Here is a 12,411-nt window from a genome sequence, read left to right on the forward strand (position 1 = left end):
CCATCAGTCCGGTGCCTCGAACCTAGAGGCGGAACTCGTGGCCGAGGTAAACCTCTTTCACCAGTTGGTTGGCCAGGATGGTTTCCGAATCGCCCTCGGCGATCAGTTGGCCATCGTTGACAATGTAAGCGGTTTCGCAGATATCCAGGGTCTCGCGGACGTTGTGGTCGGTGATCAGTACACCGATGCCCTTGGCCTTGAGGTGGTGAATGATCTGCTTGATGTCGCCGACCGAGATCGGGTCGACACCGGCAAAGGGTTCGTCGAGCAGGATGAACTTGGGTGCCGTCGCCAGCGCCCGGGCAATCTCGACCCGGCGACGTTCGCCGCCGGAAAGGCTCATGCCGAGGTTGTCGCGGATGTGGCTGATGTGGAATTCCTGCAGCAGGCTTTCCAGCTCCTTGCGCCGCCCCTCTCGGTCCAGTTCCTTGCGGGTTTCCAGAATCGCCATGATGTTGTCGGCCACCGACAGCTTGCGGAAGATCGAGGCTTCCTGCGGCAGGTAGCCGATGCCGGCGCGTGCGCGGCCATGCATGGGCTGGTGGCTGACATCCAGGTCGTCGATCAGTACCCGACCCTGGTCGGCCTGCACCAGGCCGACGATCATGTAGAAACAGGTGGTCTTGCCGGCACCGTTCGGGCCGAGCAGGCCAACGATCTGGCCGCTGTCGATCGACAGGCTGACGTCGCGGACGACTTGTCGGCTCTTGTAGCTCTTGGCCAGGTGCTGGGCTTTGAGGGTTGCCATTTACTCGGCCTTCTTCTTCGGCTGGATCACCATGTCGATGCGCTGACGTGGTGTCGTGACACCCGGTGAGCGACCGGCGGTGGCGACCTGGGTCTTGGTGTTGTAGACGATCTTCTCGCCTTCGGTGGTGTTGCCTTCATTCACCACTTTGGCGTCATCGGTGAGGACAATGGTGTCCCTCTGGGCCTGGTACTGGATCTGCTTGGCCCAGCCCTGCATCTTGTCCGGCTTGTCGGTACTCTGCTGCTGTTCGAAGTAGGCCCGGGTACCGACAGAGGTCACCACGTCGATGTCGCCGTTGGCGGCGCGTGTCAGCGTCACGGTATTGCCGGTGATCTTCATCGAACCCTGGGTGATGATCACATCGCCGGTATAGGTGGCGATGCCTTTCTTGTCGTCCAGTTGGGCGTTGTCTGCCTGGATGCGGATCGGCTGATCGCGATCGTTAGGCAAGGCCCAGGCGCTCGCGCTTCCCAGTGCCGCGCTCAGGCTGAGCAAAAAGGGGAGGGTTTTAACGAGCCTCATACTGTCCTCTTACGTTGGACAGCAGGTCCATCCTGCCGTCTTTCAAATACGCTTTCATTCCCTTGCCCGTAGTCACGCCACCGGCGCCGTCGATTCTAACGTCTTGCTCGGTTTGCGCATATTGCTTCTGCGGGAATACCGTCATGCGACTCGAGGTAATGATGGTGGTGCGGTCTTTTTCGTCGGTGCGGGCAACCCGGACCGAGTCGATCAGTTCGACCTCGGTGCCATCCGGATTGACCTCGCCGCGCTCGCTCTGCACATGCCACGGGTAGGTGGTTCCGCGGTACATCTGCAGGTCGGGCTTGGTCAGCACAGTGACCTCGCTCGCCTTGAGATGCTCGACCTTGTCCGCGGTCATTTCGTACTGCAGTTTGCCGTCGGGCAGGAACTGCACACTGTGGGCGTTGATTGCATAGTAGTCGATGGCACTTTCGTCGACCTGCGCTACCGGCTGGTCGAGGAAGCGCTCCGGCGTAACGTTCCAGTAGCCAATCGCGACGAGCAGTGCGGCGATCACGCTGAGCAGCGCGATATTGCGAATCTTCTTGCTGAACATGTCGTGCTCTACAGGTAATGGGCGTTTGCAGCTTCCAGGTTGCCCTGGGCCTGCAGGATCAGCTCGCAGAACTCGCGGGCCGCGCCTTCGCCGCCGCGGGCCTGGGTCACGCCGTGGGCGTGCTGGCGTACGAATGGCGCGGCATTGGCGACCGCCATGCCCAGGCCGACCCGGCGGATCACCGGCAGATCGGGCAGGTCGTCACCCAGGTAGGCGACTTCTTCGTAGCTTAGGCCGAGCTGGCCGAGAAGCTCGTCCAGAACCACCAGTTTGTCTTCGCGTCCCTGGTAAAGGTGCGGGATGCCGAGGTTCTTCGCGCGGCGTTCCACCACCGGGGTCTTGCGTCCGCTGATGATCGCAGTGGTCACGCCCGAATGCATGAGCATCTTGATGCCCTGGCCGTCGAGGGTGTTGAACGTCTTGAATTCGCTGCCGTCCTCGAGGAAGTACAGCCGCCCGTCGGTGAGCACGCCATCCACGTCGAAAACGGCCAGCTTGATGGCCTTGCCACGTTGCAACAGGGTATTCATCACAGTACTCCGGCGCGCAGCAGGTCGTGCATGTTCAGGGCCCCGACCGGCAGGTCGGCCTTGTCCACCACCACCAGGGCGTTGATCTTGTGGTCTTCCATGATTTTCAAGGCCTCGGCCGCGAGCATGTCGGGACGGGCGGTCTTGCCGTGGACAGTCATCACTTCTTCGATCAGCGTCTTGTGAACGTCGATGTTGCGGTCGAGGCTGCGGCGCAGGTCGCCGTCGGTGAAGATCCCGGCCAGCCGGCCATCGGCCTCGGTGACCACGGTCATGCCCAGGCCCTTGCGCGACATTTCCAGCAGGGCGTCCTTGAGCAGGGTGCCGCGCTGAACTTGTGGCAATTCGTTGCCGGCGTGCATCACGTTCTCGACCTTGAGCAGCAGGCGGCGGCCCAGGGCGCCGCCGGGGTGCGAGAAGGCGAAGTCTTCCGCGGTGAAACCGCGGGCTTCGAGCAGGGCAATGGCCAGGGCGTCACCCAGGGCCAGCGCCGCGGTGGTCGAGGAGGTCGGTGCCAGGTTGAGCGGGCAGGCTTCCTGGGCAACACGGGCGTCGAGGTTGATCTCGGCGGCCTTGGCGAGGGGCGAGTCGGGGTTGCCGGTCAGGCTGATGAGCTTGATGCCCAGGCGCTTGATCAATGGCAGCAGGGTGACGATTTCGGCGGTGGAGCCGGAGTTGGACAGTGCCAGGATCACGTCATCCCGGGTGATCATGCCCATGTCGCCATGGCTGGCCTCGGCGGGGTGAACGAAGAACGCCGGGGTGCCGGTGCTGGCCAGGGTGGCAGCGATCTTGTTGCCGATGTGCCCGGACTTGCCCATACCCACCACGACAACGCGGCCCTTGCTTTCCAGGATCAGTTCGCAGGCTTTGACGAAATCGGCATCGATGTGGGCCAGCAGGCCCTCTACCGCTTCGATTTCGTAGCGGATGGTGCGCTGTGCGGATTGGATCAGGTCGGTGGATTGGCTCATGTCGAAAATCGGAGTGCCTGATGAAAAGGCCGGGATTATAGCGGTAATGCGCGAAAGCCTCACCTGCGGATTACCCGGCGTGCGTCCGTTTGAGGGTTTTTCCCGCTGCCGGTTCCCTTCCCGGGTGTCCGGCAGTGTCCTGTACAGGGCCTGAACAGGCTGCGTGATGGCCTTGGGAAGGGCTTGCCTGCGGTGCTATAGTTCGCCACCAGTTCGGCCCGCTCAGCGCGAGCGTGCCTCCATGAAGGGGGCGTGCGTCTGAGTGACAAGGCTGCATCGCAAGGAGTCTAGATGAGCGTTGATAACGCCTACGCGGTCGAGTTGAAGGGCGTCACCTTCAAACGCGGTTCGCGCAGCATCTTCAATAATGTCGACATACGCATTCCCAAAGGCAAGGTCACCGGCATCATGGGGCCTTCCGGATGCGGCAAGACCACGCTGTTGCGTCTGATGGGCGCGCAACTGCGGCCCGCCAGCGGCGAAGTCTGGGTGGCAGGGCAGAATCTGCCGACGCTGTCGCGCAGCGACCTGTTCGATGCCCGCAAGCAGATGGGCGTGCTGTTCCAGAGCGGCGCGCTGTTCACCGACCTCGACGTGTTCGAGAACGTCGCCTTTCCGCTGCGCGTGCACACCAAGCTGTCCGAGGAAATGATCCGCGACATCGTCCTGATGAAGCTCCAGGCCGTCGGCCTGCGTGGCGCCATCGAGCTGATGCCGGACGAGCTGTCCGGCGGCATGAAGCGCCGTGTGGCGCTGGCCCGGGCCATCGCGCTGGATCCGCAGATCCTCATGTACGACGAGCCGTTCGTCGGTCAGGACCCGATCGCCATGGGCGTTCTGGTCCGGTTGATCCGCCTGCTCAATGATGCCCTGGGCATCACCAGCATCGTGGTCTCCCACGATCTGGCGGAGACGGCCAGCATCGCCGACTACATTTATGTCGTGGGCGATGGCCAGGTCCTCGGCCAGGGCACGCCCCAGGAGCTGATGAGCTCGGACAACCCTCGCATCCGTCAATTCATGAAAGGCGACCCCGACGGGCCGGTGCCTTTCCATTTTCCTGCGCCTGACTATCGCGCCGATCTGCTGGGGAAGCGTTAGATGCGCAGAAAATCCTTACTCGAACGTATCCGCCGTTTCGGCCGTTCGGCCATCGACGTGGTCGCGGTGATGGGGCGTTCCTGCCTGTTCCTGCTGCATGCGCTGGTTGGGCGCGGCGGCATCGGCGGCGGGTTCCAGTTGCTGGTTCGCCAGTTGTATTCGGTGGGTGTGCTGTCGCTGGCGATCATCGTGGTGTCCGGCGTCTTCATCGGCATGGTCCTGGCGCTGCAGGGCTTCAGTATCCTGACCAAGTACGGATCGGAGCAGGCCGTGGGGCAGATGGTCGCCCTGACCCTGTTGCGCGAGCTGGGGCCGGTGGTCACCGCGCTCCTGTTCGCAGGGCGGGCCGGCTCGGCGCTCACCGCCGAAATCGGCAACATGAAGTCCACCGAGCAGCTTTCCAGCCTGGAAATGATCGGTGTCGACCCGCTCAAGTACATTGTTGCGCCCCGCCTGTGGGCCGGCTTCATTTCCCTGCCGCTGCTGGCGATGATCTTCAGTGTCGTCGGCATCTGGGGCGGGTCGTGGGTCGCGGTGGACTGGCTGGGCGTCTATGAGGGCTCGTTCTGGTCGAACATGCAGAACAGCGTGTCCTTCACCGATGACGTGCTCAACGGTGTGATCAAGAGCGTCGTATTTGCCTTTGTCGTCACATGGATTGCCGTATTCCAAGGCTATGACTGCGAGCCCACCTCAGAAGGGATCAGTCGAGCCACCACCCGGACCGTGGTCTACGCCTCCCTGGCAGTCCTGGGCCTGGACTTTATTCTGACCGCCTTGATGTTTGGAGATTTCTGATGCAAAACCGCACCCTGGAAATCGGTGTCGGCCTGTTCCTTCTGGCCGGGATCCTGGCGCTGCTCCTGCTGGCCCTTCGCGTCAGCGGCCTGTCCGCCAGCCCCAGCAGCGATACCTATAAACTTTATGCGAATTTCGACAATATCGCCGGTTTGACGGTCAGAGCAAAAGTGACCATGGCCGGTGTGACCATCGGCAAGGTCACTGCCATCGATCTGGACCGCGATACCTACACGGGTCGGGTGACCCTGCAACTGGACAAGAGCGTGGACAACCTGCCTGTCGACTCCACGGCATCGATCCTGACCGCCGGCTTGCTCGGCGAGAAGTACATCGGCATCAGCGTGGGCGGGGAGGATTCGGTGCTCAAGGACGGCGGCGTGATTCACGACACCCAGTCAGCGCTGGTTCTGGAAGATCTGATTGGCAAGTTTTTGCTCAATACCGTAGGCAAAGAAGCTAAATAAGGAGTTTCCATGATTTCCATCCTGCGACGTGGCTTCCTCGTGCTGCTGGCGGCTTTGCCGATGCTGGCGATGGCGGCACCGGGCCAATCGGCCCATGACGTGATTCAGGGCACCACCACTCAGCTGTTGGACGACCTGAAAGCGAACAAAGAGCAGTACAAGGCCAATCCTGGCCAGTTCTACGACGCGCTGAACGCTATTCTCGGGCCTGTCGTGGATGCCGACGGCATCTCGAAAAGCATCATGACCGTGAAATATTCGCGTAAGGCGACGCCGGAGCAGATGCAGCGCTTCCAGGAAAACTTCAAGCGCAGCCTGATGCAGTTCTATGGCAATGCCCTGCTGGAATACAACAACCAGGGCATTACCGTCGATCCGGCCAAGGCCGAGGATGGCGATCGCACCAGCGTCGGCATGAAGGTCACCGGCACCAACGGCGCGGTCTATCCGGTGTCCTACACCCTGGAAAAGATCGACGGCCAGTGGAAGGTGCGTAACGTCATCGTCAACGGCATCAACATCGGCAAGCTGTTCCGCGACCAGTTCGCCGATGCCATGGCGCGCAACAACAACGACCTCGACAAGACCATCGACAACTGGGCCGGTGAAGTCGCCAAGGCCAAGGAAGCCACCCAGGACGCCGCCGGTGAAGCGGCCAAGAAGCCGGCGCAATGAGTACCGGCAGCGTCCAACTGGCCGAGCCGGGCGTTCTCAGCCTGGCCGGTGTCCTCGACTATCGTTCAGGCCCGGCTCTGCGCAAGCAGGGCGCGGCGCTGATCGCATCGAGCAAGGCGGGCGAACTGGTGCTCGACTGCACGGCGGTCGAGCAATCCAGCAGTGTCGGCTTGTCCTTGCTGCTTGCCTTCATGCGTGACGCCAAGGCAGGCGGCAAAGGCTTCGCGGTACGCGGCATGCCCCATGGCATGCGCGAGATTGCCGAGGTCTACGGGCTGGATGAGATCCTGACGTTGTCGTGAAAGCGTGAATCCATGATGGCCCCTCTGTCAGAGTCCTCGCTTACGGGGTTCGCAGGCGAGGGGCTTTTTTGTATGATGGCCGACCCGCGCGCACAGGGCGCCGATTGAGGTTGAGCATGCAGGCCGTAGAAGTTAAGAACTTCCTTGAAGAAAAGTTGCCGGGAACCCGGGTCGAAGTTGAAGGCGAAGGCTGCAACTTCCAGTTGAACGTGATCAGCGACGAGTTGGCGGCACTGAGCCCGGTCAAGCGTCAGCAGCAGATCTATGCTCATCTTAATCCGTGGATCACCGATGGCAGCATTCACGCGGTAACCATGAAATTTTTCAGCAGCGCAGCCTGGGCTGAGCGCACCTGAGCCAACGTGGCGCGAGACTTTAAATGGACAAACTGATTATTACCGGCGGCGTTCGCCTCGATGGCGAAATCCGCATTTCCGGTGCCAAGAACGCGGCCCTGCCGATCCTTTCGGCCACCCTGCTGTGCGACGGCCCGGTTACCGTTGGCAACCTGCCGCACCTGCACGACATCACCACCATGATCGAGCTGTTCGGGCGCATGGGCATCGAGCCTGTGATCGACGAGAAGCTCTCGGTGGAAATCGATCCCCGTACCATCAAGACCCTGGTCGCGCCTTATGAGCTGGTGAAAACCATGCGCGCCTCGATCCTGGTACTGGGCCCGATGGTCGCGCGTTTCGGCGAGGCCGAAGTGGCCCTGCCAGGCGGTTGCGCCATCGGCTCGCGTCCGGTTGACCTGCACATCCGCGGTCTGGAAGCCATGGGCGCGAAGATCGAGGTCGAAGGCGGCTACATCAAGGCCAAGGCGCCTGAAGGCGGCCTGCGCGGCGCGCATTTCTTCTTCGACACCGTCAGCGTGACCGGTACCGAGAACATCATGATGGCCGCGGCCCTGGCCAAGGGCCGCAGCGTGCTGCAGAACGCCGCGCGCGAGCCGGAAGTCGTCGACCTCGCCAACTTCCTGATCGCCATGGGTGCCAAGATCCAGGGCGCCGGTACCGACACCATCACCATCGATGGCGTCGAGCGCCTGGGTTCGGCCACCTACCGCGTCATGCCTGACCGTATCGAGACCGGTACCTACCTGGTCGCCGCCGCCGTCACCGGTGGTCGCGTCAAGGTCAAGGACACCGATCCGACCATCCTTGAAGCCGTTCTCGAAAAGCTCAAGGAAGCCGGCGCCGAAGTCACCACCGGTGAAGACTGGATCGAGCTGGACATGCACGGCAAGCGGCCGAAGGCCGTCAACCTGCGTACCGCTCCGTACCCGGCCTTCCCGACCGACATGCAGGCGCAGTTCATCTCCCTCAACGCCATTGCCGAAGGCACGGGTGCAGTGATCGAGACGATCTTCGAAAACCGCTTCATGCACGTCTACGAGATGCATCGCATGGGCGCGCAGATCCAGGTCGAAGGCAATACGGCCATCGTCACCGGGACCAAGACCCTCAAGGGCGCCCCCGTGATGGCGACTGACCTGCGTGCATCCGCCAGCCTGGTGCTGTCGGCGCTGGTTGCCGAAGGCGATACCCTGATCGACCGCATCTACCACATCGACCGTGGCTACGAGTGCATCGAGGAAAAACTGCAGATGCTGGGCGCGAAGATCCGTCGCGTACCGGGCTGAGGTTCGGGCTAAAAGTAGCCGAGCGGCGCAGGGACGCGCCATGAATTGAATTGAACGCCGCCGCGTGCCTGCAAGCACCCGGCGGCTTTGAGCCGCATAAGGACCGACGTTTCCCATGTTGACCATCGCGCTGTCCAAGGGCCGCATTCTCGACGATACCCTGCCGCTGCTGGCGGAAGCGGGCATCGTTCCGACCGAGAATCCGGACAAAAGCCGCAAACTGATCATCCCCACGACCCAGGACGACGTGCGCCTGCTGATCGTGCGGGCCACCGACGTGCCGACCTATGTCGAGCATGGTGCCGCCGATCTGGGTGTTGCCGGCAAGGACGTACTGATGGAATACGGCGGCCAGGGCATGTACGAGCCGCTGGACCTGAACATCGCCCGCTGCAAGCTGATGACCGCCGGTGCCATCGGTGCGCCAGAGCCCAAGGGCCGTCTGCGGGTGGCGACCAAGTTCGTCAACGTCGCCAAGCGCTATTACGCCGAACAGGGCCGCCAGGTCGACATCATCAAGCTCTACGGCTCGATGGAGCTGGCACCGCTGGTCAACCTCGCCGACAAGATCATCGACGTCGTCGACACCGGCAACACCCTGCGTGCCAACGGCCTGGAACCCCAGGAACTCATCGCGACCATCAGCTCCCGCCTGGTGGTCAACAAAGCCTCCATGAAGATGCAGCATGCCCGCATCCAGAGCCTGATCGACACCCTGCGTCAGGCCGTGGAATCGCGACACCGCGGCTGACCTCTGCGCGCGACTATCTGTCGCGCCCGTCTATCCGCGTCATAGCCAATTATCTCGGGTGCCCGCGCGGATGGACTGGTAGCTTTAGGGCGCCCTGAGCATTCGCCAATTACCGAGGCCTTAGCTATGACCACGTCCACTGCAATTCGCCGACTCAATGCCGCTGACCCGGATTTCGCCCGACATCTGGATCATCTGCTGAGCTGGGAAAGCGTGTCCGACGACGCGGTCAACCAGCGAGTCCTCGACATCATCAAGGCCGTGCGCGAGCGCGGTGACGCGGCGCTGGTGGAGTTCACCCAGCGCTTCGACGGTGTCGACGCCAAGACTATCGACGACCTGATCCTCGGCCGTGACCGCCTGGAACTGGCACTGACCCGTATCACGCCCGAGCAGCGCCAGGCCCTGGAAAAGGCTGCCGAGCGCGTGCGTCTGTACCACGAGCGGCAGAAGCAGGACTCCTGGAGCTACACCGAAGCCGACGGCACTGTCCTGGGCCAGAAAGTCACGCCGCTGGACCGCGCGGGCCTCTATGTGCCGGGCGGCAAGGCGTCGTACCCGTCGTCGGTGCTGATGAACGCCATTCCGGCCAAGGTCGCGGGTGTCAGCGAAGTGGTCATGGTCGTGCCAACCCCGCGTGGCGAGGTCAATGAACTGGTGCTGGCAGCAGCCTGCATCGCCGGTGTCGACCGGGTATTCACCATCGGTGGCGCCCAGGCTGTCGCGGCCCTGGCCTACGGTACCGAGAGCGTGCCGCAGGTCGACAAGGTGGTCGGTCCGGGCAACATCTACGTCGCCACTGCCAAGCGCCATGTGTTCGGCCAGGTCGGTATCGACATGATCGCCGGTCCGTCGGAAATCCTCGTGGTCTGCGATGGCCAGACCGATCCTGACTGGATCGCCATGGACTTGTTCTCCCAGGCCGAGCACGACGAGGACGCCCAGTCGATCCTGGTCAGCCCGGATGCCGACTTCCTCGACCGTGTTGCCGCCAGCATCGACAAGCTGCTGCCGACCATGGACCGCGCCGGGATCATCCGGACCTCGATCGACAACCGTGGCGCGCTGATTCATGTGCGTGACATGCAACAGGCGATGGAAGTGGCCAACCGCATCGCGCCGGAGCACCTGGAGCTGTCGGTCGCCGACCCGCAAGCCTGGCTGCCGCAGATCCGCCACGCCGGCGCGATCTTCATGGGCCGCCACACCAGCGAAGCCCTGGGTGACTACTGTGCAGGCCCGAACCACGTGCTGCCGACCTCCGGCACCGCGCGTTTCTCGTCGCCACTGGGGGTGTATGACTTCCAGAAGCGTTCGTCGATCATCTTCTGCTCCGAACAGGGCGCTTCCGAGCTGGGCAAGACCGCATCGGTCCTGGCCCGCGGCGAGTCCCTCAGCGCCCACGCGCGCAGTGCCGAATACCGCATCCTTGCCGACCAAGAGGGCAACTGAACATGAGTAAATTCTGGAGCCCCTTCGTCAAGGACCTGGTGCCTTACGTGCCGGGCGAGCAGCCGAAGCTGACCAAGCTGGTCAAGCTCAACACCAACGAGAACCCCTACGGCCCGTCGCCCAAGGCGCTGGAAGCCATGCGCGGCGAGTTGAACGACAACCTGCGCCTGTACCCGGACCCGAACGGCGACCTGCTCAAGCAGGCCGTTGCCCGTTACTACGACGTGCAGCCCAACCAGGTATTCCTTGGCAACGGTTCGGACGAAGTGCTGGCGCACATCTTCCACGGCCTGTTCCAGCACGACGCGCCGCTGCTGTTCCCGGACATCAGCTACAGCTTCTATCCGGTCTACTGCGGCCTGTACGGCATTCCATTCGAACCGGTAGCGCTGGACGAACAGTTCCAGATCCGGGTCGAGGACTACCGCAAGCCGAACGCCGGGATCATCTTCCCCAACCCCAACGCCCCGACCGGTTGCCTGCTGGCGCTGGAGGCCGTCGAGCAACTGCTCGAGGCCAATACCGAATCGGTGGTGGTGGTGGACGAGGCCTACATCGACTTCGGCGGTGAAACCGCCATCAGCCTGGTAGACCGCTACCCGAACCTGCTGGTAACCCAGACCCTGTCCAAGTCGCGCTCGCTGGCCGGGCTGCGGGTGGGCCTGGCGGTCGGTCATCCGGACCTGATCGAGGCGCTGGAGCGGATCAAGAACAGCTTCAACTCCTACCCGCTGGACCGCATCGCCATTGTCGGTGCAGCGGCGGCGTTCGACGACCGGGCGTACTTCGAGGAGACCTGCAACAAGGTCATCGCCAGCCGCGAGAAACTGGTGGCCGAGTTGACCGCTCGTGGTTTCGAGGTGCTGCCATCGGCGGCCAACTTCATCTTCGCCCGGCATCCGCAACAGGATGCCGCTGAACTGGCTGGCAAGCTGCGGGAGCAGGGCGTGATCGTGCGCCACTTCAAGCTGCCGCGGATCAACCAGTTCCTGCGCATCACTGTCGGTACCGAAGAGCAGAACCAGGCGTTGCTCGACGCCTTGAACTGATCTGGCACTGCATCGCTGGCAAGACAGCTTCCACTGTGGGAGCTGTCTTGTCGGGGCGCCGAACCGCAGCGATGAGGCCGGAGTCAGCACCCCCGATTTCCCTCCATTTGCATTTCTCTGACACAAACCGCTACGCTTGTCGCTCCTGAATTCATCCGATGATTGGATGTAAGCCGTTCCCATGACTCAACTCATCAAGCGCTCCCTGGTCGAACAGGCCGTCGATCAACTTCGCCAACGCATCACCAGCGGTGCCTGGGCTGTCGGCCAGCGCCTGCCCACCGAGCCGGAACTGGCTGCTGATCTCGGCATCAGCCGCAACACCGTGCGTGAAGCCATGCGCGTGCTGGCCTTCAGTGGCCTGGTGGAAGTGCGCCAGGGTGATGGCAGCTACCTCAAGACGGCGTCAGACCCGCTGTCGGCGGTGCAGGCGCTGTCCAGCTGCGGCCTGGAACATGCCCGGGAAGCGCGGCATCTGCTGGAGGCCGAGGCCATCGGCCTGGCGGCCCAGCGCCGCACCGAGCAGGACCTCATCGGTCTGCGCGAGGCGCTGCACGACAGCGGCAGCCATTTCCACGGTGAGCTGGGCGACTACATCCGCTGCGACCTGGTCTTTCACCAGCGCCTGGTGGATGCCGCGCACAACCCCGCATTGAGCGAGCTGTACCGCTATTTCTCCAACGTGGTGGCCATGAAGCTTGAACAAAGCATGAGCCACACGCCTCGCAACCAGGCGGTATTCGATCTGCACATTGCGATCCTCGACGCCGTCGAACGACAAGATCCGGAGCGGGCCAAGGCCCTCAGCCGGACGCTGATCAATGAACCCTGAATT

At 62.6% G+C, this 12,411-nt stretch carries 16 protein-coding genes; 11 read left to right on the forward strand and 5 right to left on the reverse strand.

The genetic code is table 11. From position 1 onward, the window contains the following. Window positions 1-22: 22 nt before the first annotated feature. From lptB to AC05QJ_RS06640, 5 genes are read right to left on the reverse strand one after another with little or no spacing between them, the layout of a single operon-like run. On the reverse strand, window positions 23-748 hold the full coding sequence (lptB, locus tag AC05QJ_RS06620) for an LPS export ABC transporter ATP-binding protein (RefSeq protein ID WP_095159609.1): 726 nt from the start codon (window positions 746-748) through the stop codon (window positions 23-25). Then, entirely contained in the window at window positions 749-1,273 is a 525-nt protein-coding gene (gene lptA / locus AC05QJ_RS06625) for a lipopolysaccharide transport periplasmic protein LptA (protein ID WP_476746160.1), read from the reverse strand. Then, window positions 1,260-1,832: an LPS export ABC transporter periplasmic protein LptC gene (lptC, locus tag AC05QJ_RS06630; protein WP_476746161.1), complete on the reverse strand. Its 573-nt coding sequence runs from the start codon at window positions 1,830-1,832 to the stop codon at window positions 1,260-1,262. Before lptC ends, lptA begins: the two co-directional genes overlap by 14 nt. 8 nt (window positions 1,833-1,840) lie before the next feature. Beyond that, window positions 1,841-2,362, reverse strand: a complete 522-nt coding sequence (locus AC05QJ_RS06635) for a KdsC family phosphatase (protein WP_476746162.1) — start codon at window positions 2,360-2,362, stop codon at window positions 1,841-1,843. Then, complete coding sequence (locus AC05QJ_RS06640; RefSeq protein WP_476746163.1) at window positions 2,362-3,336, reverse strand: KpsF/GutQ family sugar-phosphate isomerase; 975 nt, start codon at window positions 3,334-3,336, stop codon at window positions 2,362-2,364. The genes AC05QJ_RS06635 and AC05QJ_RS06640 overlap by 1 nt, the downstream gene beginning before the upstream one ends. Before the next feature lie 291 nt (window positions 3,337-3,627). Here AC05QJ_RS06640 and AC05QJ_RS06645 point away from each other — a divergent pair, with 291 nt between their 5' ends. The 11 genes from AC05QJ_RS06645 (at window position 3,628) to AC05QJ_RS06695 (ending at window position 12,408) form a co-directional block, all read left to right on the forward strand. Then, window positions 3,628-4,437 carry an ATP-binding cassette domain-containing protein gene (locus AC05QJ_RS06645; RefSeq protein ID WP_476746164.1) on the forward strand — a complete coding sequence of 270 codons (810 nt, stop codon included), beginning with the start codon at window positions 3,628-3,630 and terminating at the stop codon, window positions 4,435-4,437. Further along, on the forward strand, window positions 4,438-5,235 hold the full coding sequence (gene mlaE / locus AC05QJ_RS06650) for a lipid asymmetry maintenance ABC transporter permease subunit MlaE (protein ID WP_476746165.1): 798 nt from the start codon (window positions 4,438-4,440) through the stop codon (window positions 5,233-5,235). Then, window positions 5,235-5,702, forward strand: coding sequence for an outer membrane lipid asymmetry maintenance protein MlaD (gene mlaD / locus AC05QJ_RS06655; RefSeq protein ID WP_476746166.1), 468 nt, complete (start codon window positions 5,235-5,237; stop codon window positions 5,700-5,702). Before mlaE ends, mlaD begins: the two co-directional genes overlap by 1 nt. A gap of 9 nt (window positions 5,703-5,711) precedes the next feature. Continuing rightward, window positions 5,712-6,377, forward strand: coding sequence for an MlaC/ttg2D family ABC transporter substrate-binding protein (locus tag AC05QJ_RS06660; RefSeq protein WP_476746167.1), 666 nt, complete (start codon window positions 5,712-5,714; stop codon window positions 6,375-6,377). After that, window positions 6,374-6,679 carry an STAS domain-containing protein gene (locus AC05QJ_RS06665; protein ID WP_476746168.1) on the forward strand — a complete coding sequence of 102 codons (306 nt, stop codon included), beginning with the start codon at window positions 6,374-6,376 and terminating at the stop codon, window positions 6,677-6,679. The genes AC05QJ_RS06660 and AC05QJ_RS06665 overlap by 4 nt, the downstream gene beginning before the upstream one ends. A gap of 116 nt (window positions 6,680-6,795) precedes the next feature. After that, on the forward strand, window positions 6,796-7,035 hold the full coding sequence (locus AC05QJ_RS06670; RefSeq protein ID WP_010223373.1) for a BolA family protein: 240 nt from the start codon (window positions 6,796-6,798) through the stop codon (window positions 7,033-7,035). A 23-nt stretch (window positions 7,036-7,058) separates the two neighbouring features. After that, the gene (murA, locus tag AC05QJ_RS06675) at window positions 7,059-8,324 is read left to right on the forward strand and encodes a UDP-N-acetylglucosamine 1-carboxyvinyltransferase (RefSeq protein ID WP_274117753.1); all 1,266 of its coding nucleotides are present in this window, start codon (window positions 7,059-7,061) and stop codon (window positions 8,322-8,324) included. 115 nt (window positions 8,325-8,439) lie between these two features. Then, window positions 8,440-9,075, forward strand: a complete 636-nt coding sequence (gene hisG, locus AC05QJ_RS06680) for an ATP phosphoribosyltransferase (protein ID WP_009398242.1) — start codon at window positions 8,440-8,442, stop codon at window positions 9,073-9,075. Between the two features lie 126 nt (window positions 9,076-9,201). Then, complete coding sequence (hisD, locus tag AC05QJ_RS06685) at window positions 9,202-10,527, forward strand: histidinol dehydrogenase (protein WP_476746169.1); 1,326 nt, start codon at window positions 9,202-9,204, stop codon at window positions 10,525-10,527. A 2-nt stretch (window positions 10,528-10,529) separates the two neighbouring features. Then, a complete protein-coding gene (gene hisC, locus AC05QJ_RS06690; RefSeq protein ID WP_476746170.1) occupies window positions 10,530-11,576 on the forward strand; it encodes a histidinol-phosphate transaminase in 1,047 nt (348 codons plus the stop codon). A 181-nt stretch (window positions 11,577-11,757) separates the two neighbouring features. Continuing rightward, window positions 11,758-12,408: a FadR/GntR family transcriptional regulator gene (locus AC05QJ_RS06695; protein WP_476746171.1), complete on the forward strand. Its 651-nt coding sequence runs from the start codon at window positions 11,758-11,760 to the stop codon at window positions 12,406-12,408. Window positions 12,409-12,411: the final 3 nt, after the last annotated feature.

Source organism: Pseudomonas sp. TUM25319, from assembly GCF_056388475.1.